The sequence below is a fragment of the Streptomyces sp. NPDC037126 genome (assembly GCF_055605965.1).
The window spans coordinates 316133-338547 of record NZ_JBVJTD010000009.1 but is presented as its reverse complement, the minus strand read 5'-3'; the positions used below and the strand labels follow the sequence as shown (position 1 = coordinate 338547).

Sequence of the window (22415 nt, the reverse complement as noted above, 5' to 3'; positions counted from 1 at the left end):
GTGGCCTGTGACGTGTCGGATCGGGAGGCGTTGGAGGGGCTGCTCGGTGGGATCGTGGCCGAGCGGCCGCTGACCGCCGTCGTCCACGCGGCCGGCGTCGGCGACAGCGCCCTGACCAGCGCGCTGACACCCGCCCAGCTGGACACCGTGTTCGCGCCGAAGGCGGATGCGGCCTGGCATCTGCACGAGTTGACGCGGGGGATGGATCTGGCCGCGTTCGTGATGTTCTCCTCGGCGGGCGGGCTCGTGCTGACCGCGGGGCAGGGCAACTACGCGGCGGCGAACGTCTTCCTGGATGCCCTCGCCGCCCGCCGCGCCGCCGAGGGACTACCGGCCACCGCCATGGCCTTCGGCCTCTGGGAGGTCGGCGGCGGACTCGGCGCGTTCCTGACGGACGTCGACCGCAAACGGATGACGACCCAGGGCATACCGCCCATGAACCACGAGACCGGCCTCGCCCTGTTCGCGGCCGCGCTGCGGTCGGGGCTCACCAACGTCGTCCCCGTGCGCGTCGACAGCAACGCCCTGCGCACCCGTACGGACGAGGTCCCCGGGCTGCTCCGCGGCCTGGCTCCCGTCGTACGGCGGGCAGCGGCCGGTGGTTCCGCGACACTGGAGCCAGGCTTGAGGGAACGGCTCGCGGGACTGTCGGCGGGTGAACGGCACCGCGTGGTGCTGCACATCGTGCGCTCCGAGGTGGCGTCCGTCCTCGGACACGCCTCGGCCGAGGCGATCGGCCCCGACCGGCCCTTCCAGGAGCTGGGCTTCGACTCCCTGGCCGCCACCGAGCTGCGCAACCAGCTCAACAGGGCCACCGGCCTGCGGCTGCCCGCCACGCTCGCCTTCGACCACCCGAACGCGGAAGCCGTCACCGGACAAGTCCTGCAAGAATTCGGCGAGTTCGGCGGTGACTCGGGTGTCGACTCCGGTGACGAGGAACTCAGGCACGCGCTCCGGTCGATCCCGGTGAGCCGGCTGCGCGACGCCGGACTCATGGACAGCCTGCTGGAGTTGGCCGAGGTGCGCGTCACACCGGCGGACCTGGCCGAGCGCACGGACGACGAGGAACCCGTCGCGTCACCCGACGAGGACGGAGACGCGCTGGCGGCCGCCCGCCGTGAGACCGCACGACTGCGCGCCGACAACCGCAGGCTCACCGCCCAGCGGCACGAGCCGATCGCCATCGTCGGCATGGCCTGCCGGTATCCCGGTGGCGTGACCAGCCCCGAGGGCCTGTGGCGGCTCGTCTCCGCGGGCGACGACGCGATCTCCGCGTTCCCGGCGGACCGCGGCTGGGACCTGTCGACCCTGCGCGACCCGAACGCGGAAGGCCCGGACGCCTACTACACGCGCACCGGTGGATTCCTCGACGGCGCCGCGGACTTCGACCCGGCCTTCTTCGGCATCTCCCCGCGTGAGGCTCTGGCCATGGACCCGCAGCAGCGGCTGACGCTGGAGCTGTCCTGGGAGGCGCTGGAACGGGCCGGCATCGACCCGACCACTCTCAAGGGAACCCGCACCGGCGTGTTCGCCGGCGTGATGTACCACGACTACCCGGGCAGCGACGGCAACGGCAGCGTCGTGTCCGGCCGCGTCTCCTACAAGCTGGGTCTCGAAGGGCCCGCCGTGGCCGTGGACACCGCCTGTTCCTCCTCCCTGGTCGCCCTGCACCTCGCGGTGCAGGCCCTGCGCCAGGGCGACTGCTCGCTGGCGCTGACCGGCGGTGTCACCGTCATGGCCACCCCGGGTGTCTTCGCCGAGTTCGGCCGCCAGGGCGGTCTCGCCCCCGACGGCCGGTGCAAGTCCTTCGCCTCGGCGGCCGACGGCACCGGATTCGCCGAGGGAGCGGGCTTCCTCGTGGTCGAGCGCCTCTCGGACGCCGTACGCAACGGCCACGACGTGCTCGCCGTCATCCGCGGCTCCGCCGTCAACCAGGACGGCGCCTCGAACGGCCTGACCGCGCCCAACGGCCCCTCCCAACGCCGGGTGATCCGCCAGGCGCTCGCGAACGCGCGGCTCGCCGCCGACCAGATCGACGCGATCGAGGCGCACGGCACGGGCACGACCCTGGGCGACCCGATCGAGGCCCAGGCCCTGCTGGCGACGTACGGCCAGGGCCGCGCCGACGACAGTCCCCTCTGGCTGGGCTCGGTGAAGTCCAACATCGGCCACTCGCAGGCCGCCGCGGGTGTCGCGGGCGTGATCAAGATGGTCATGGCGATGCGGCACGGTGTGCTGCCGTCCACGCTGCACGTCGACGAGCCGAGCGACCAGGTCGACTGGACCGCGGGCAAGGTGCGCCTGCTCACCGAGGCCCGGCCGTGGCCGGCCGGCGACCGCACGCGCCGTGCGGGCGTCTCGTCCTTCGGGCTCAGTGGCACCAACGCACACGTGATCGTCGAGGAGGCCCCGGCCACCGCCGAACCGGTGACGGGCGCCGCCGACATCCCGGCCCCGGTCGTGGCGCCGGTCGTCGTGACTGCGGCCGGCCCCGAGGCCCTGCGCGCCCAGGCCGGCCGCCTGCTGACGGCCGTCCGCACGGCGGACCGGCTGCGTCCCGCCGACCTCGGCCACTCCCTCGCGACCACCAGGGCCGCCCTCACCCACCGGGCCGCGTTCGTCGCCGCCGACCGGAACCAACTCCTGTCGGCTCTCGAAGCGGTGGCCCGCGGCGACCAGGCCGTGCCCACGGCGACAGCGGTCTCCGCACCCCTCGCCTTCCTGTTCTCGGGCCAGGGTTCGCAGCGGCTGGGTATGGGGCGTGAGTTGTACGGTCGTTTCCCGGTGTTCGCGGAGGCGTTCGACGCGGTGTGTGCCGGGTTGGATGCGCACGTGGACGTGTCGGTGCGGGAGGTGGTCTGGGGTGAGAGCGAGGAGCTGCTCAACCAGACCATGTATGCGCAGGCGGGCCTGTTCGCCGTAGAGGTGGCGCTGTTCCGGCTGGCCGAATCACTCGGCGTCCGCCCGGACTTCGTCGCCGGGCATTCGATCGGTGAGGTGGCGGCCGCGCATGTGGCGGGCGTCCTCTCCCTGGCGGATGCGTGTGCGTTGGTGGCGGCGCGTGGTCGGCTGATGCAGGCGCTGCCGGAGGGTGGGGCGATGCTCGCTCTCCAGGCGACCGAGGATGAAGTACGGCCGCTGCTGGGCGAGTCGGCGTCGATCGCGGCGGTCAACGGCCCGAACTCGGTGGTCGTGTCCGGCGCCGAGGAGGCGGTGGAGCAGATCGGCGCCCGCTTCGAGGACCGTAAGTCGACTCGCCTGCGGGTGTCGCACGCCTTCCACTCCCCGCTGATGGACCCGATGTTGGACGACTTCCGCCAAGTGGTGGAAAACCTGTCCTTCGCGGCCCCGGTCATCCCGGTGGTGTCGAACCTGACCGGCGCGGTCGCCGAGGACCTGTGCTCTCCGGAGTACTGGGTGCGCCACGTCCGTGAGGCGGTCCGCTTCGCCGACGGCATCCGCACGCTCTCCGACGCGGGCGTGACCCGCTTCCTGGAGCTGGGCCCGGTCGGCGTACTCACCGCCATGGCACAGCAGACGGTCTCGGATGCCGTCCTCCTGCCGGCTCTGCGCGGCGACCGGCCCGAGGAGAACTCGTTCGTCGAAGCGCTGGCGGGGCTGCACATGCACGGCGTCGGCGTCGACTGGGCGGCCTTCTACGCGGGTTCCGGTGTTCGCCGGGCCGAGCTGCCGACGTACCCGTTCCAGCACCGCCGGTTCTGGCCGGCCGTGATGGCTCACGCCGGTACGGCGCAGTCGGTCGGGCTCCGGCCCGCGGAGCACCCGGTGCTGACGGGTGCCGTCGAACTGGCCGAGTCCGAGGGCCAGTTGTTCACGGGTCGGCTGTCGGCCCAGACGCACGCGTGGCTCGTCGACCACGAGGTGATGGGCGCGGTCCTGGTACCGGGCTCCGCCCTGGTCGAACTGGCCCTGCGCGCGGGCGATGAGGTCGGCTGTCCCGAGGTCGAGGAGCTGACTCTGGCGGCCCCGCTCGTTCTGCCCGAGCGGAGCGCCGTACAGCTGCAGGTCTGGGTGGGTGAGCCCGACGCGGCCGGGCGCCGCGCGGTGCGCGTGCACGCACGGCCCGATGAGGACGAGGGTTCCGTGTGGACCCTCCATGCCACCGGGGCACTCGGCGGCGGCACGGGCGCGGCCGTCGGCTTCGACGCGTCGGTGTGGCCGCCGGCCGCGGCCGAGGCCTTGGACGTGACCGCCGTGTACGAGCGGTTCGCGGACGCCGGATTCGCGTACGGACCCGTGTTCCAGGGGCTCAGGGCCGCCTGGCGGAGCGGCACCGAGGTGTACGCCGAGGTCGCCCTGCCGCAGGACGTGGACGGCGCGGCCTTCGCCCTGCACCCGGCCCTGCTCGACGCGAGCCTGCACGCCCTCGCGGCGGCGGGGGCGGAGGGCGCGGAAGGGGCCGAGGAGCGGCAGCCGGGCGGTGTGCCGTTCGTCTGGAACGGTGTGTCCCTGTGCGCGCCCGGCGCGTCCGCGGTGCGGGTGCGGCTGTCGCGCACCGGAGACGGAGCGGTGACCGTCGCCGTCGCCGATGCCGCCGGGGAACCGGTCGCCTCGGTGAAGTCCCTTGTGGTGCGTCCGATTTCAGCGGAGCACATCCAGGCCGGTGCCGCCTCCGCGGTCGGGCGCGACTCCCTGTTCACGGTGGAGTGGTCGCCGCTCGCCGCGGCCGCCCAGGATGCCGTCGCGTTCACCGAACTGGAACTGCCCGCGGAACTGCCCGTCCACGAGCCCGTACCGGATGTGGTGGCGGTCCGGCTCGCGGGGGCCGCGGCTGGCGCGACCGACCTGGTCGGTGCGGTGCACGCGACGACCACTCGGGTGCTGGGCCTGGTGCAATCATGGCTGGCGGAGGACCGGTTCGCCGGCTCCCGCCTGGTGTTCGTCACACAGGGCGCGACGACCGGCGGGGATCTCGCCGCCGCCGCGGCGTGGGGTCTGGTGCGGTCGGCGCAGTCGGAGCACCCGGGCCGGTTCGGTCTGGTCGACGTCGACGGCGACGAGGGCCACGCCCTGCTGGGTTCGGCGCTCGCGTTCGACGAGCCCCAGCTGCGGGTTCGCGACGGACGGGTGCTCGCGGCCAGGCTGGCCCGCGCGACGGGTGGTGCCGAGTCCGGTGCCGAACCGATGTGGGACGGCGAGGGCACGACACTGATCACCGGCGGTACGGGCGGCCTGGGCAGGCTCGTCGCCCGCCACCTGGTCGCCACGCACGGCGTACGGAGCCTGCTGCTCGTCAGCCGCCGGGGCGCCGACGCCGAGGGAGCGGCCGACCTCGCCCGTGAACTGGGCGGGCTGGGCGCACGGGTGGACATCGAGGCGTGCGATCTCGCAGACCGCGCGGCCGTGGACGCGCTGATGGCGGGCCACCAGGTACGCGCGATCGTCCACACCGCCGGTGTGCTCGACGACGCCGTGATCGGCTCGCTCACCCCGGAGCGGCTCGACGCCGTGCTGCGGCCCAAGGCCGACGCCGCGTGGAACCTGCACGAGGCGTCCCGGGAACACGAGGTCTCGCGGTTCGTCGTGTTCTCCTCGGTGGCCGGTGTGTTCGGCAACGCGGGACAGGCCAACTACGCGGCGGGCAACGCCTTCCTCGACGGACTGGCGCAGCACCGGCGCTCGCTGGGGTTGCCCGGCGTGTCCCTGGCCTGGGGGCCGTGGACCCGTACGGGCGGTGGCATGACCGGAGCCCTGACCGAGGCCGAGGCCGAGCGGATGACGCGGGCCGGCCTGCCTCCGCTCGCACCCGAACAGGGCCTGGCCCTGTTCGACACGGCGGTCTCCGGCGTGCGTCCCCACATCCTGCCGGTCCGGCTCGACCTCGCGGCACTTCGCCGAGGCGGTGACGCCGTACCCGCACTCCTGCGGGGCCTGATCCGTGCACAGTCCCGGCGGCCGGCGGGAACGGCGGCTTCCGGCTTCAGCGCCCGCCTGCGCGGGCTGGTCGGGGAGGCGCGCCGCGAGGCGCTGCTCGACGAGGTGCGCACGCACATCGCGCTCGTGCTCGGACACACCGGAGTGGCGGAGGTCGACCCGTCCCGGAACTTCCAGGACCTCGGCTTCGACTCGCTGACGGCGGTCGAGCTGCGCAACCGCCTGGACGCGGCGACCGGCCTGCGCCTGCCGGCCACGCTGGTCTTCGACTACCCGACGGCGGACGCGCTCGTGCGCTTCCTGCTCGACGAAATCCTCGGATCGGGAACCGGGACCGCGACGACCACGCCCGCCGAACTCGCACCGGCGCGCACGACGGCCGACGACCCCGTGGTGATCGTGGGTATGGCGTGCCGCTACCCGGGTGGCGTCGAGTCGCCGGAGGACCTGTGGCGGCTCGTCGCCGACGGCGTCGACGCGGTCACCGGATTCCCGACGGACCGCGGCTGGGACGTGGACGGGCTGTACCACCCGGACCCGGAGCACACCGGCACCAGCTACACCCGCTCGGGCGGCTTCCTGGAGAGGGCCGGTGACTTCGACGCCGACTTCTTCGGGATGAGTCCGCGTGAGGCGTTGGCGACGGACGCTCAGCAGCGTCTGCTGCTGGAGACGACGTGGGAGGCGTTCGAGCGGGCGGGGATCGACCCGGTGTCGCTGCGGGGCAGCCGGACCGGCGTCTTCGCGGGCGTGATGTACAACGACTACGCCAACCTTCTCGGCGGTCGCGAGTTCGAGGGCTACCAGGGCAGCGGCAGTGCCGGCAGCGTGGCCTCCGGCCGGGTGTCGTACACGTTCGGGCTTGAGGGTCCGGCGGTGACGGTGGACACCGCATGCTCCTCCTCCCTCGTGGCCATGCACCTGGCGGCCCAGGCCCTGCGGTCCGGGGAGTGTGCCCTCGCGGTCGCCGGTGGTGTGACCGTGATGTCCACCCCGACCACGTTCGTCGAGTTCTCCCGGCAGCGCGGTCTGTCGCAGGACGGCCGCTGCAAGGCATTCGCCGAAGCGGCGGACGGCGTCGGCTGGGGCGAGGGCGTGGGGATGGTGGTGCTGGAGCGGTTGTCGGACGCGCGTCGCCATGGGCACCGGGTGCTGGCGGTGGTGCGTGGCTCGGCGGTCAACCAGGACGGCGCCAGCAACGGCCTCACCGCCCCCAACGGTCCCTCCCAGCAAAGGGTGATCCGTCAGGCGCTGGCCAGCGGCGGCCTCGGGACGGCTGATGTCGATGTGGTGGAGGCGCACGGCACGGGCACGACCCTCGGCGACCCGATCGAGGCCCAGGCGCTCCTCGCCACCTACGGCCGGGACCGCGAACAGCCCTTGTTCCTGGGGTCGGTGAAGTCGAACATCGGCCACGCCCAGGCCGCGGCGGGTGTCGCGGGTGTGATCAAGATGGTGATGGCGATGCGGCACGGTATCGCTCCGCAGACCCTGCATGTGGATGCTCCGTCCTCGCATGTGGACTGGAGCGCCGGCGAGGTGGAGTTGCTGACGCGGCGGACGGCGTGGCCCGAGACGGGCCGGGTGCGTCGCGCGGGTGTGTCGTCGTTCGGGATCAGTGGGACGAACGCGCACGTGATCCTGGAGCAGCCGCGGGAGGTGGTCTCGGGCGAGGCGGCTGTGGTGGTGCCGGGTGTGGTGCCGTGGGTGACCTCGGGCAGGACGGAGGACGCCCTGCGGGCCCAGGTCGCGCGCCTGCTCGCGGCTGACGTGGAACGTCCCGTGGACGTGGGTCTGTCCCTCGCCGCTGGTCGATCGGTGTTCGACCACCGCGCCGTGGTGCTCAACGGCACCGAGACCGTCCAGGGGCAGGCGAGGACCGGCAAGTCGGCGTTCCTCTTCTCCGGCCAGGGTTCGCAGCGGCTGGGTATGGGGCGTGAGTTGTACGGTCGTTTCGCGGTGTTCGCGGAGGCGTTCGACGCGGTGTGTGCGGGGTTGGACGAGCACCTGGAGCGGCCGGTCCGAGAAGTCGTCTGGGGTGAGAGCGAGGAGCTGCTCAACCAGACCATGTATGCGCAGGCGGGCCTGTTCGCCGTAGAGGTGGCGCTGTTCCGGCTTGCTGAATCGCTGGGTGTGCGCCCGGACTTCGTCGCCGGGCATTCGATCGGTGAGGTCGCGGCCGCACACGTAGCAGGCGTGTTCTCGCTGGCGGATGCGTGTGCGTTGGTTGCGGCGCGTGGCCGTCTGATGCAGGCCCTGCCCGAGGGTGGGGCGATGCTCGCCCTCCAGGCGACCGAGGATGAAGTACGCCCGCTGCTGGGCGGGTCGGTGTCGATCGCGGCCGTCAACGGCCCGAACTCGGTGGTCGTGTCCGGCGCCGAGGAGGCGGTGGAGGAGATCCGTGCCCGCTTCGAGGGTCGTAAGGCGACCCGTCTGCGGGTGTCGCACGCCTTCCACTCTCCGCTGATGGACCCGATGTTGGAGGGCTTCCGCCAGGTGGTGGAGGGGCTGTCCTTCGCGGATCCGGTCATCCCGGTGGTGTCGAACCTGACCGGCGCGGTCGCCGAGGACCTGTGCTCTCCGGAGTACTGGGTGCGGCACGTCCGTGAGGCGGTGCGCTTCGCCGACGGCATCCGCACGCTCTCCGACGCGGGCGTGACCCGTTTCCTGGAGCTGGGCCCGGACGGCGTCCTGACCGCCATGGCCGCCGAGTCCGCCGACGCGGTGTTCGCCGCCGTACTCCGCAAGAACCAGGACGAGGAGACGACCGCTCTCCAGGCGCTTGCGCGCCTGTACGTGGACGGTGTGAAGGTCGACTGGGCGGCCCTCTTCGCCGGCACCGGAGCCCGACCTGTCGACCTGCCCACCTATGCCTTCCAGCACCGCCGCTACTGGCCCACCGGCATGCCCGCCGGACGGGGCGCCGAGGCTCTCGGACTGAAGTCAGCCGAGCACCCGTTGCTCTCCGGGGCGGTGGAACTGGCCGGTTCCGACGGGTTCCTGTTCACCGGTCGGCTGTCGGTGGCGACGCATCCCTGGCTGGCGGACCACGTCGTCATGGGTTCGGTCCTGGTGCCCGGGACCGCGCTCCTCGAACTTGCCGTGCGCGCGGCCGACGAGCTGGGCTGCGGGACCGTGGAGGAGCTGACCCTCGCCGCGCCGCTGACGTTGCCCGGTGCGGGTGGGGGAGTGCGGGTGCAGGTGGGTGTCGGGGCGCCCGACGAGTCGGGGCGTCGGACGTTCACCGTGCACTCCCGGCCCGGGCAGGGCGACGAGGAGCCGTGGACGCGGCACGCCGGTGGCGTGCTCGCGCCGGAGGCGCTCGCTCCCGCGGCCTTCGACACCTCGGTCTGGCCGCCGGCCGGTGCCGAACCGCTCGACGTGGCAGGGGCGTACGACCGGTTCTCGGACCTCGGCTTCGACTACGGTCCGGTGTTCCAGGGCCTGACCGCGGCCTGGCGGCTCGGTGACGACGTGTTCGCGGAGGTCGCCCTGCCCGGCGGTGCGGAGAGCACAGGGGCCGGCGGGTTCGGGCTGCATCCCGCGCTGTTCGACGCGGCCCTGCACGCTGTCGCGCTGGGCGGCGGGGACGGGCAGGCGGGTGTTCCGTTCTCGTGGTCCGGCGTGTCCCTGCACGCGGCCGGTGCCTCGGCGGTGCGGGCCCGGCTCGGCCGGAGCGCGTCGGGTGGCCTGTCGCTGGCGCTCGTCGACCCGGCCGGTGCTCCGGTCGCGTCCGTGGAGTCCCTCGTCGTCCGGCCCATCAGCGCGGACCAGCTGTCCGGCGCACGGGGCGCCGCGCACGACGCGCTGTTCCGGCTCGACTGGACGCCGGTCGACGCCGAAGACACGCTGGACGAGCGGATCGTCGTCGTCGGGGCGGACAGTTTCGCGGCGCTGCTCGGGGAGTACCCGGTGCGCGGTGATCTCAAGGAGCTGACGGCGGACACCGAGTCGCCGCGGGTCGTCCTGGCGCCGGTGTCCGGCGAGGCCGGGCCCGACGGGTCGCCCCGGTCCGTGCACGCCCTGACGGCGCACGCCCTGGAGCTGGCGCAGGCGTGGCTGGCCGAGGAGCGATTCGCCGCTTCCCGGCTGGTGTTCGTGACCCAGGGGGCCACGTCCGGCGCGGATCCGGCCGGGGCCGCGGTGTGGGGGCTGGTGCGTTCGGCGCACTCGGAGAACCCGGACCGCTTCGGCCTGCTGGACCTGGACGGTCCCGACGCGGCGGCGCTGCTGCCGCGTGCCCTGGCCGCTCTCGCGGAGGGGGAACCGCAACTGGCCCTGCGCGACGGTGAGGTGCTGGCGGCCCGGCTCGCCCGGGCCGCCACGGAGACGGGGCCGGCCGCCGTTCTCGGCGGCGAGGAGGGCACCGTGCTGATCACCGGTGGCACGGGCGGGCTGGGCCGGCTGCTGGCCCGGCACCTGGCGGCCGAGCACGGGGTACGGAGTCTGCTGCTGGTCAGCCGGCGCGGTGCCGAGGCGGAGGGCATGGAAGAACTCGTCGCCGAACTGACCGGGTTCGGCGCCGAGGCCGTCGTGGAGGCGTGTGACGTCTCCGACCGCGCCGCCGTGGCGGACCTGGTCTCCCGGCACCCGGTGCGGGCGGTCGTCCACACCGCGGGCGTCCTGGACGACGGGGTCCTCGGATCCCTCACCCCGGAACGGCTCGCGAGGGTCCTGCGGGCCAAGGCGGACGCCGCCTGGAACCTGCACGAGGCGACCGAGAGGCTGGATCTCGACGCCTTCGTCCTGTTCTCCTCCGCTGCGGGCACGCTCGGCAATCCGGGCCAGGCCAACTACGCCGCCGCCAACGCCTACCTCGACGCGCTCGCCCTGCACCGCCGGGCCCAGGGCCTGCCGGGTCTCTCGCTGGCCTGGGGCCCGTGGACGGGCACGGGCGGCGGGATGACGGGCGGCCTGAGCGAGGCCGAGGCCGAGCGGGCGGCGCGGGCCGGGATGCCGCCGCTCACCCCGGAGCACGGACTGCGGCTGTTCGACCTCGCTCTCGGCGCTGACCTGCCGGACCTGCTCCCGGTGCGGCTCGACCTCGCGGCGCTCCGCGCCCGGGGCGAGGTGCCGGCCCTGCTGCGCGGCCTGATCCGTACGCCCGCACGCCGTGCGGCCGGGGGTGCGGAGGGCGCACTCGTCGTACGGCTGGCGGCACTGCCGGAGGCCGAACGCCACGGGGCGCTGCTGGAGGAGGTGCGGGGACAGGCCGCGGCCGTGCTCGGGCACGCCCGGGCGGCCGAGGTGGACCCCGAGCGGTCCTTCCAGGACCTGGGCTTCGACTCGCTGACCGCGATCGAGCTGCGCAACCGGCTCAGCACGCTGGCCGGGGTCCGGCTGCCCGCCACCCTGGTCTTCGACCACCCGACGACCGCGGGGCTGGCGGACCACCTGTACGCGCAGCTCGACCTGGCGCCGCCGGCCGAGGAGACCGCCGGCGCGGCGCTGCTGACCGAACTGGGCGAGCTGGAGCGGGCGTTCGGCGAGGCCGAGGTCAGCGAGGAACTGTTCGAGCAGGTCGCGGGACGGCTGGACGTCCTGCGGGAGAAGTGGAGCTCCCTGAGGGCGGCCGCCCGTGGCGGCTCCGCCGGGGACGGGTCGGGCGAGGACGCGTTCGACTTCGACGCGGCCTCCGACGAGGAGGTGTTCGACCTGCTCGACAAGCAGCTCGGCCTGTAGCCCGGGGGGCGGGCGGGTCGCGGGGCCACCCCCCGGTCCCGCACCCGCCGTACCCGCCGGAAAACCCGGGGCCCGGCCCTCCGAGACTTCCTCGGAGGGCCGGGCCCCGGGCGTTTCAGTTGTGCCGCCCGTCCGTCACATCGGGCGCCGGAATCCCAGCACCGCGAGGACCCCGCCCACGACGGCGACGACGCCACCGGTGAGCAGGGCGGGTACGATCGCGTCCCCGCCCGGGATGTCCAGCGCGAGGGCGCGTGTGGCGTCGATGGCGTAGGTGAGCGGGTTGACCTCGGCGACCGCGGCCAGCCAGGCGGGCAGGTCCGCGACCGGGATGTAGGCGCTGGAGGCGAACATCAGGGGCAGGATCGCGATGACCGCGAGGTTCTGCATCGGTTCCGCACGGCGCAGCCAGGCGCCCGCGGCGATGAACGCCCAGCCGATGGACCAGCTCATGAAGAGCGTCAGCCCGACGGACGCCGCGACCTCGGTCAGTCCGCCGCGCGGTGCGTAACCGAGCACGCCGACGGCCAGCACGAGGATGACCACCGCCTGCACGGCGCTGCGCACGAGGTTCGCGATGCTGCGGGCGAGCAGGAGCGTGGAGGGGACGATGGGGAGTGAGCGGAGCCGGGCCACCACGCCGTTCTTGAGGTCGTCGACCAGTCCCACGCCCGACTGCACGGCGGACTGCACGGCGTTGTCCACGAGAACGGCGGACAGGATGAAGTCGAGGTAGCTGATGCCGGCCGGGAAGTGCGGCGGCGCGCCCATCTTGCTGAAGACCTGGGTCAGGACGAACAGGATGACGACCGGTTGCAGCAGCCCGAAGAGGATCACGCCGGGGTCGGTCACCAGGGAGCGCAGCGAGCGGCCGGTGAGCACCCAGACCTGGAGGAACACGGAACTGCCCTGCCACTGCGTCCGGTCGGGGGCGGACAGGGCGGCGGACGGGACGGTCGTGGTCATGCCGCCGGACCTCCGGAGAGCGAGGGGACGAGGTGCTCGGGCCGCTGCCCGGCGAGGGTCAGGTACACGTCGTCGAGGGTCGGTTCGCCGAAGGAGAGTTCGCCGGCCTCGACGCCCGCCTGGTCGAGCGTCCTGATCACGGTCGCCACCTCCTTGGTGGCCTCGATGGGCACGACCACGGAGTTCGGCTGCGGGCCCGCCATCGGCTGCAGTCCGGCGCCGCGCAGCGCGGCGACGGCCGCGGCGGTGTCGTCGTCCAGCGTGACGGTCACCGTGCGCCGTCCCACTCTGGCCTTCAGCTCGGCGGGTGTTCCGCTCGCGATCACGGATCCCGAGGACAGGACGGTGACCGAGTCGGCCAGCCGGTCCGCCTCCTCCAGGTACTGCGTGGTGAGCAGCACCGTCGTCCCCTGTGCCACCAGCCCCTCCACGATCTCCCACAGCGTCAGGCGGCTCGCCGGGTCCAGACCCGTGGTCGGTTCGTCGAGGAAGAGCACTTCGGGGTGGCCGACGAGGCTGGCGGCGAGGTCGAGCCGCCGGCGCAGACCGCCGGAGTACGTCCGGGCCCGGCGGTCCGCCACCTCCTGGAGGGCGAACAGCTCCAGCAGCTCGTCGGTCCGGGCCCGGGCGGCCCTGCGGCCGGCGCCGAGCAGCCGGGCGATCAGCACCAGGTTGTCCCGGCCGCTCAGCTTGCCGTCGACGGAGGCGAACTGGCCGGTCAGGCCGATGCGGCGGCGGACCTCCTGCGGCTGTCCGGTGACGTCGAACCCGGCGACCGCGGCCCGTCCGGAGGTGGGTGGCAGGGCGCCGGTGAGGATGCCGACGAGGGTCGTCTTGCCGGCGCCGTTGTGGCCGAGCAGCGCCAGTACGGTGCCGCGCCGCGCGGACACGGTGACCGAGTCCAGCGCGCGCACGGATCCGAACGTCCTGCTCAGGTCCTGTGTCTCGATCATGATGTCCGGATCCGCCGATGTGCGGGGGACGGTGCGGGGCTCGAAGAGCCGGGTCATCGGTGAACTCCCATGGTTCGGTTGCCGGATGGAAGAAGCCGACCGGCAGGAGGGTCGCCGGTCGGCTGCGGACGGGGGACGGGTGGGTGGTCGAACGGGGTCGGTGAGGTCCCCTGCGGGCGGCATGCCCCTGAAGGGCCGCGGCTTTGCCGTGTGGCCGCGGACCGGCCACGACGGGCCCGCGGCGGACCGGCGGCCCGTCGCGGCCCTTTCCGCGCGGCCTCAGTCCGCGGCGCCGTCCATGAGGCGGAACAGGTCCTCGTCGGAGGCGGAGTCGAGATCGAGACCGCCGGCCGGCCCGCCCGAGGGGGCCGGAGCCGAGCGCTTCACCAGCTCCCTGAGCCGTGCCGCCGTCACCGGGTCGAGGCCGGGTCCGGTCGCGAGCGCGCGGTCCAGTTCGTCCACGAGGTCGGCGGCCGGCCGCGGCGCCGCCGTCGGGTGCCGGGTGAGGTGCTGTCGTACGAGGCCCACGACGGCGGCGGGCGTGGGGTGGTCGAAGACCAGGGTGGCGGCCAGGCGCGCCCCGGTGGCCGAGGTGATCCGGTTACGGAGTTCGACGGCGCTCACCGAGGTGATGCCCAGGTCCGTGAAGGACGTGCCGCCCTCGGAATCCGCCAGGTGCCGTCCGCCGAGCGTGGCCGAGGTCTCGTCCAGCACCAGGCGGAGGAGTGCGCGGCCCCGCTCGCTCGCGCCGAGCCCGGAGAGCCGCTCGGCGAGTGCCGGGGGCACGGGGCCGGGGGCCGGTCCGTCCGCCGCCCGTACGGCGGCGTCGGCCGGGGACGCCAGCCAGTAGGTACGGCGCTGGAACGGGTAGGTGGGCAGCGGCACGGTGGCCGTGCCGGGCAGGACCGACCGCCACGCCACCGGGACGCCCCGCAGGTGCAGCCGGGCTACGGCAGCGAGCAGGTCGCGCCGCTCGTCCCGGCCGTCCTGGTCGCCGGGCGCCGCCGCTACGACGTCGACGCCGGGCGTGCCGGCCGCGCACGCGTCGACCATCGGTGTGAGCGCGGCCCGCGGGCCGATCTCCAGGAAGACGTCGGCGCCCTCGCGCAGCAGCCGGTCCACCGCCTGCGCGAACCGGACCGGTTCGCGCACGTGCCGGACCCAGTGGCCGGGGTCCCGTGCCTCCTCCCGGGTGAGCGGGCGCCCGGTGAGACAGGAGATGACGGGAACCGAGGGCTCGGCGGTGTCCAGCGTGCCGATCGCCGTCCTGAAGTCCTCCAGCATGGGGTCCATCAGCGGGGAGTGGAAGGCGTGGCTGACCGTCAGGCGCCTGGTCCGGTGCCCGGCGGCCGTCAGTCGGCCGGTGAGTTCGGCGAGTGGTTCCTCCTCCCCGGAGAGGACCACGGAACGCGGGGCGTTGACCGCGGCCACCGCCACGCGGCCCCGGTAGCCGTCGAGCAGGGGGGTGATCTCCTCCTCCGGCAGTTCCACCGCCGTCATGACACCGCCCGCGGGCAGCGCGTCCATCAGCCGTCCCCGCGCGGCGACCAGCCGGCACGCGTCCCCGAGGGTCAGCAGCCCTGCCACGTGCGCCGCGGCGATCTCGCCGACCGAGTGGCCCACGAGCCGGTCCGGGACCACTCCCCAGGACTCGACCAGCCGGTACAGGGCCACCTCGAACGCGAACAGCGCGGGCTGGGCGTACCGGGTGCGGTCGAGCGGCTCCGCCGGGCCCGACCACATCAGCTCCCGCAGCGATTTGCCCAGCAGCGGGTCGAACGCCGCGCAGACCTCGGTGAGCGACGCGTCGAAGACGGGGAAGGCACGCGCCAGTTGCCGGCCCATGCCGGGCCGCTGGCTGCCCTGTCCGGTGAGGACGAACCCGAGCCCCTGCGCGGAGGTGCGGGCGCCCTCCGGTCCGGTCGGGCGCTCAGCCAACTCGGTCAGACAGTCGAGGAGTTCGCCGCGGTCCGTGCCGACGACGTACGCCTGGTGCGCGTGCACGGCCCGGGTGGTGGCCAGGGAGAGGGCGATGTCGCCCGGCGCGAGGCCGGGACGCGCGGCGATGTGCTCGGCCAGCCCGCGTGCCTGCGCGCGCAGCGCGTCCGGGGTCCGCGCCGACAGCACCCACGGTACGCAGGCGGTGTCCCCGGGACGGCCGGCCGTCGCCTCGGCCGGTGCCTCTTCGAGGATCACGTGGGCGTTGGTCCCGCTGATGCCGAAGGAGGAGACCCCGGCGCGCCGGACCCGGCCGGCGGTCCGGGGCCACGGGTGGGCCTGGGTGAGCAGCCGCACCTCGCCCGCCGACCAGTCCACCCGGGAGGACGGCGCGTCGACGTGGAGCGTGCGGGGCAGCACGCCGTGCTCCAGCGCCAGTACCGTCTTGATCACTCCGGCGACCCCGGCGGCGGCCTGCGCGTGCCCGATGTTCGACTTCACGGAACCGAGCCACAGAGGCCGGTCCGCCGGGCGTGCCCGCCCGTACGTGGCGAGGAGGGCCTGCGCCTCGATCGGGTCCCCCAGCGTCGTCCCCGTGCCGTGGGCCTCCACCGCGTCCACGTCGGCGGCCGTCAGCCGCGCGTCGGCGAGCGCCTGCCGGACGACCCGGCGCTGCGCGCCGCCGTTCGGCGCGGTGAGGCCGTTCGACACGCCGTCCTGGTTGACCGCGGAGCCGCGGACGACGGCGAGCACCGGGTGACCGGCGCGGCGGGCGTCCGAGAGGCGCTCCAGGACGAGCAGACCGGCCCCCTCGGACCAGGCGGCGCCGTCGGCGGCGTCCGCGAAGGACTTGCAGCGCCCGTCCGGTGACAGACCGCGCAGCCGGGAGAACTCGGTGAACGACGACGGGGTCGCCATCACCGCCACACCGCCGGCCAGCGCGAGCGACGACTCCCCGGCGCGCAGTGACCGGCAGGCCAGGTGCAGGGCGACCAGGGAGGACGAGCAGGCCGTGTCCACGGTGACGGCCGGTCCCTGCAGACCGAAGGTGTACGCGATACGGCCGGCCAGGGCGCTGCCCGCCGTGCCTACGCCCAGCAGGCCCTCCAACGGGCCGGCCGCGGCCCGGGCGTTGGCCGCGTAGTCGTGGTACATGGCCCCGGTGAACACGGCGGTCCGGCTGCCGCGCAGGGACCTCGGGTCGATCCGGGCGCGTTCCAGGGCCTCCCATGCCGTCTCCAGGAGCAGTCGCTGCTGGGGGTCGGTGGCCAGGGCCTCGCGGTCGGAGAGCCCGAAGAAGGCGGCGTCGAAGTCGCCCGCGTCATGGAGGAAGCCGCCCTGCCGGGCGTAGGACGTGCCGGGCCGGTCGGCATCGTCGGAGAAGAGGTGTTCGAGGTCCCAGCCGCGGCCGGTGGGGAAGTCCGAGACGGCGTCGGACTCGCCGATGACCAACTGCCACAGGTCGTCCGGGCCGCTCACCCCGCCCGGCAGCCGGCATGCCATGCCGACGACGGCCACCGGGTCGTCCTCCGAGGCGGAGGGGAACGGCTCGTCGGCATCGTCGACCTGATCCCCCGTCAGCAGGCGTGCCACGTCGGCGGGCGTGGGGTGGTCGAAGGCGAGCGAGGCGGGCAGCGGCAGACCGGTGGCCTCGGCCAGCAGGTTGCGCAGCCGGATGCAGCGCACCGAGTCCAGCCCGTGGCCACGGAAGGTGACGTCGGGCGCGAGGAAGGCACCGGGTTTCTCAGCGCCGCCGAATTTCCCGGCTGGGCGTGGTTCTCCGGCGGCGCCGAATTTCCCGGCTGGGCGGGATTCTCCGGCGGCACCGGATCCCTCGGCGGCACCGGATTCCTCGGCGGTGTGGAACTCCCCGGCGGCGCCGGGTTCCCCGGCGGTGTGGAACTTCCCGGCGGGACCGGGTTCCCCGGCGGTGTGGGACTCCCCGGCGGTTCCGGGCGACAGCACCCTGGCCATGCAGGAGCGCACCAGTTCCAGTGCCTCGCCGAAGCCCCGTGGCGCGGCGGCGCCGGGCCGGCGCGCGGGGCGGGCCGACAGGTCGCCCGCCGCCAGCCGCTGTTCCAGGGCGCGGCGGTGCAGCTTGCCCGCCGGGGTCCGGGGCAGGTCGTCGACGACGAGGAGTTCCAGCGGGATCTTGTACTCGGCGACCCCGCGTTCCTGCAGGAAGCCGGTCACCTCGGCGAGACCGAGGGAGGCGTCCGCGCGTCCGGTGACGACCAGACAGGGGTACTCGCCGAGCCGGGGGTCGGGTCTGCCGACCACGGCGAGCGGCCCGATGCCGGGCAGGTCCGCCAGGATGCCCTGGACCTCGGTGGCGTTGAACTTGCGGCCGCCCACGTTGATCAGTTCCGCCGACCGCCCGAGGAACGTGATCCGCCCGTCGTCGCCGACGCGCGCGAGGTCGCCGGTGCGCAGCCAGCCGTCCGGGGTGACCGCCGCCCCGGTCAGCTCCGGCTCACGGTGGTAGCCGCGGAACATTCCGGGGCTGCGGTAGTGCAGTTCGCCCGGTTCGCCCGGCGCGCACTCGGTGCCGTCCTCGGCGACGACCCGGGCGCTCGCACCGTACGTCGGCCTGCCCACGCTGCGCTCCGGCACGTCGGCCGGATCGTCGGCGCGGGTGCAGGTGCCGGTGCCGACCTCGGACATCCCCCAGACGACGACGAGCGGACTGCCCAGCGCCTCGCGCACCCCGGTGACCAGCGCACCCGGGATCGCCGCGCCCGCCGTGCGGACCTGGCGGGGGCGGAAACCCGCAGGATCCCCGCTGTCGGAAAGCCTGTTGACGACGTCGTGCAGCTGCGCGGGTACGGCGAAGACGACGGCGGGCTGCTCGGCGCGGGCCAGTTCCAGGAAGCGGTCCGGGTCCCAGGCGCGCAGCAGGACCTGCCGGCAGCGGGTGAACAGCGCGGTGTGCAGGGACTGGAGACCGAACAGGTGGGTCAGCGGGCAGGCGGTGACGATCGCGCCCGCGAAGGAGGCCGCGCTCTCCTCGGCCACGGCCGCGGTGTTCGACAGCAGGCCGTCGTGGCTGTGCAGGCAGATCTTCGGCCGCGCGGAGGTCGTACCGGAGGACGGCAGCAGCACGAACGGCAGGCCGGGCCGCAGCTCCACCGGCAGCGGAGCCCGGCCCGCCCACCGCTGCAGCAGCGCCTCCACCGTCTGCGCACCGGAGTCCCCGGGGGCTCCGTCCGCCACGAGCACGGTACGCAGGGACGGCACCGCCGACCGCAGGGCGCCGCCGGCGGCGGTCGCGTGATCCGATCCGGCGGGCAGTACGGCGGCCACCGGGGCGACCCGCTCCAGCAGCGCGAGCACGTCCGCGCTGCCGTTGCCCTGGTGGACCGGCATCATCACGGCACCGGCCGCCGCGAGGGCCAGGTGCAGGGTCTGGAACTCCCAGCAGTTGGGCAGCTGGACGGCGACCACGTCACCGACGCCGACGCCCAGCTCCTGCAGTCCGCGGGTCAGGGCGTCGACCTCCGCCTTCCAGCCGCCCCAGGTCCACGTCCGTGCGCCGTCGGTCAGGGCCGGGGCGTCCGGTGCCGCCGCCACGGCGGCCTCGAAGACCGCCGGGAGCGTCAGGCCGCGCAGCAGCCCCTGCGGGTCGGGGAGGGCAGCGGTTTGGAAATCATCGACATGGACGGACACCATCACTCCCGAGAAAGCCGGCCACTGGCGGTCGGCCCCATGCTGGGCCCGCGACCACTGGAAAAGCCCTAGGTCCTGTCTGACGATTCGCGTCTGCCGCGCGACGCCATGCACGCCGAGGGCACGCACCTGACGCCGCGCGGCCGCCCCTCGGGCGACGACGCGAATGGTCGGACAGGCCCTGGAGCCCGGCCCTTCCGCCGGTGGCCGGCCCGTCGTGCGTCAGTCGTCCGTGCCGGTCCGCTGCCCGGGGATCCGGACGCCGAGCAGCGCTCGCAGCGGTGCCGACTTGACCACGGTCTCCTCGAACTCCTCGTCCGGATCGGACAGGGCGATGACCGCACCGCCGACGCCGTAGCGCAGCAGGCCACCGCTCATCACCACGGTGCGGATGACGATGGACAGGTCGGCGGCGCCCGTCAGCGAGAAGTAGCCGATGGCGCCCGAGTAGACGCCGCGCGGCCCGTCCTCCAGGCGGTCGATGATCTGCATGGTGCGGATCTTCGGCGCCCCGGTCATCGAGCCGCCGGGGAAGGCCGCCCGCACCCCCGCCACGGCGCCGACCCCGTCCCGCAGCGTCGCCCGTACGGTGCTGACCAGCTGGTGGACCGTGGCGTAGGTCTCCACCTGGAACACCGGATCGGCCACGACGCTGCCCACCTCGGCGCACCGGCCGAGATCGTGCCGCACCAGGTCGACGATCATCAGGTTCTCGGCACGGTCCTTCTCGCTGGCCGCCAGGTCGGCGACGTGCCCGGCGTCCTCGGCGGGTGTGCCCCCGCGCGGCCTGGTCCCCTTGATGGGCTTGGACTCCATGGTGCCGTGCCGGTCGACCCGCAGGAAGCGCTCGGGGGAGGTGCTGAGCACGGACAGCTCCCCGAAGCCGAGGAACGCGGCGAACGGCGCGGGGCTGGCCCTGCGCAGCCGGCGGTAGGCCTCCCAGGGGTCGAGAGGGGTGCGCGCCTCGATCATGTTGGTGAGGCACACCTCGTACGTCTCGCCGGCGCGGATCTCCTCCTGGCAGACGTCGATGAGCTTCAGGTAGGCGTCGCGGTCGTGGCGCAGCCGCAGCTCGGTGTCCTGTTCGCGCGGGGGCGGCCCGCCGGGCGTGGGCCGCCGGCCCGCGAGGGAGCGCAGTGCCGCGCCGGTGGCGGTGAGCCAGGCGCGGGCCGCGTCCTCGTCCCCGTCCTCGGCGAGGGCGAGGAGGTGGGTGGTGCCGGTGAGGTGGTCGAGTACGAGGGCGCGGTCGGCGAAGACCATGGCGGCGTCGGGGTCGGGCGACCGGTGCGCCAGGTCGCCGCCGCACTCGGCCTTCAGTTCGTAGCCGAGGTAGCCGACCCAGCCGAGGGCGAAGTCGAAGGGCAGCTCGGGCACGTCCGTGTGCAGGTGGGCGAGGTCCCGCTCCAGCCAGTCCAGGAAGGGGCTCTCGACGGTCCGGCCGCCGTCCGCGGAGGTGACGGTCACCGTGCCCTCGTGCACGTCCGCTGTCGCGATCCGGGCGAGCGGGCCGGAGGCGTCACCGAGCACGGACAGCCGGCCCAGTGAGCCGTCCGGTCTGCTGCTGTCCAGCCAGAAGGGGTGCGGGCCAGGGCGGAAGAGGTGGTCGAAGACCACTTCGGCGTCCCAGCCGGTGGCGGCCTGGTCGGCCAGCACGCGCAGTCGGCGAACCGGGCGGCGCTGCTCCGCCGCGCCCGGCGCGGTGGCGGCGGCCGGGGCGGCGGGGCGGGCGGGGACCGGGCGCCTGCCGTGGCGCCGGGTCAGCTCGGCGAAGTTGGCCAGCAGCCGGTGACCGCACCGGGTGCCGATGGACTCGGGGTGGAACTGGACTCCCCACAGCGGGAGTTCACGGTGGCGCACCGCCATCACCAGGTCGTCGTCCACGGACCGGGCGATGACCTGAAGGCCGGGGGAGTGGCCGGTGACGGTGAGCGAGTGGTAGCGCACCACCTCCAGCGGGTCGGGCAGCCGGTCGAACAGCCCGGTGCCGTCGTGCCGTACCAGTGAGGACCGGCCGTGGCGCGGTTCGGGTGCCCGGCCGACGTCGGCTCCGTGGGCGAGGGCGATGCCCTGGTGGCCGAGGCACACACCGAGCACGGGCAGCCGGGCCTCCTCGGCGATCCGGGCGCACAGGCCGAAGTCGGCCGGGCGGTGCGGCGTGCCCGGGCCGGGCGACAGCACGACGTTGTCGAACCCGTCGAGGAGCGCCTCGTGCCAGTCCGGGTCGTCGTTGCGGATCACCACGGGCTCCCGCCCGTTGACCTCCGCCAGGTAGTGGAAGAGGTTGAACGTGAAGGAGTCGTAGTTGTCGACGAGGAGCGTGCGCATCACAACGTCCCGAGGACGCGGTCGATCTCGTCACCGACCGCCGACGGGTGCTCGCTGAGGAAGAAGTGCCCGCCGGGGAACACCTCCAGGCGGAAGGCGTCCCGGGTGTGCCGCTGCCAGACCTTCGCCTCGGCGAGCGCGGTACGGGGGTCGGCGTCGCCCGTGAGCACGGTGATCGGGCAGGCGACGGTGCGGTCCTGCGGGCAGGTGTACTTCTCGATCGCCTCGTAGTCGCCGCGTATCGCGGGCAGCGCCATGCGCAGGATCTCCTCGTCGCCGAGCAGGTCCGCGTCGGTCCCGTTGAGCAGCCGCAGTTCGGCGATGATGCCGTCGTCGTCGCGTCGGTGCACCGCCTCGGTGCGCACGGTCGAGGGGCCGCGCCGGCCGGAGGCGATGACGTGCCCGGGGGCGTGCGAGCCCTTCTGCTCCAGCCGCCAGGCCGTCTCGAAGGCCAGGACCGCGCCCATGCTGTGGCCGAAGAACAGGGTGGGCCTGTCGTCCAGGAGCAGCAGTTCGTCGGTGATCAGGTCGGCCAGGGTGCCGATGTCCAGCACGCAGGGCTCGCTGCGCCGGTCCTGGCGGCCGGGGTACTGCACCGCGACCACGTCGACGCCCGGGGAGAGACGCGCCGACACCGGGTGGTAGAAGCTGGCGGACCCGCCGGCGTGGGGGAAGCAGACCAGCCGGACGGGTGCGTCCGCGGCCGGGTGGAAGCGCCGCAGCCAGAGGGCGTTGGCACGGTCCGTGCTGTTCAAAGTGTCGGTCCTTTCCGGGGTTTCCGTCCGAGGGGGTTCAGTCCTCGTGGACGGTGATGGTGTGTGCCGGGCACAGGTCGCCCGCCCGCAGGACGTCGTCGTGGTCCTGCGGTTCGGGGTGCGGGGTGAGCAGGGTGACCAGTCCGTCCTCATCCTGGTCGAACACTTCGGGGGCGGACAGTACGCACTGCCCGGCGCCGACGCAGCGGTCGGTGTCCACGGTGATCCGCATGGG

The 22415-nt window shown here is 73.9% G+C and carries 6 protein-coding genes and 1 pseudogene; 1 reads left to right on the top strand and 6 read right to left on the bottom strand.

The annotated features are described in order from the left end of the window. Positions 1-12: 12 nt before the first annotated feature. Positions 13-11577, top strand: a pseudogene (locus ACZ7FF_RS22085) (SDR family NAD(P)-dependent oxidoreductase); the annotation flags it as partial. 135 nt (positions 11578-11712) lie between these two features. Here the strand turns inward: ACZ7FF_RS22085 and ACZ7FF_RS22080 are convergent. From ACZ7FF_RS22080 to ACZ7FF_RS22055, 6 genes are all read right to left on the bottom strand, one after another. Beyond that, a complete protein-coding gene (locus ACZ7FF_RS22080; protein WP_470813952.1) occupies positions 11713-12543 on the bottom strand; it encodes an ABC transporter permease in 831 nt (276 codons plus the stop codon). Then, positions 12540-13553 carry an ATP-binding cassette domain-containing protein gene (locus tag ACZ7FF_RS22075; protein WP_470813951.1) on the bottom strand — a complete coding sequence of 338 codons (1014 nt, stop codon included), beginning with the start codon at positions 13551-13553 and terminating at the stop codon, positions 12540-12542. The genes ACZ7FF_RS22080 and ACZ7FF_RS22075 overlap by 4 nt, the downstream gene beginning before the upstream one ends. Before the next feature lie 222 nt (positions 13554-13775). After that, complete coding sequence (locus ACZ7FF_RS22070; RefSeq protein WP_470813950.1) at positions 13776-19103, bottom strand: type I polyketide synthase; 5328 nt, start codon at positions 19101-19103, stop codon at positions 13776-13778. 219 nt (positions 19104-19322) lie between these two features. Next, positions 19323-21425, bottom strand: a complete 2103-nt coding sequence (gene pabB, locus ACZ7FF_RS22065; protein WP_470813949.1) for an aminodeoxychorismate synthase component I — start codon at positions 21423-21425, stop codon at positions 19323-19325. Next, complete coding sequence (locus ACZ7FF_RS22060) at positions 21425-22180, bottom strand: thioesterase II family protein (RefSeq protein ID WP_470813948.1); 756 nt, start codon at positions 22178-22180, stop codon at positions 21425-21427. The genes pabB and ACZ7FF_RS22060 overlap by 1 nt, the downstream gene beginning before the upstream one ends. A gap of 37 nt (positions 22181-22217) precedes the next feature. After that, positions 22218-22412: a ferredoxin gene (locus ACZ7FF_RS22055; RefSeq protein ID WP_470813947.1), complete on the bottom strand. Its 195-nt coding sequence runs from the start codon at positions 22410-22412 to the stop codon at positions 22218-22220. Positions 22413-22415 lie beyond the last annotated feature (3 nt).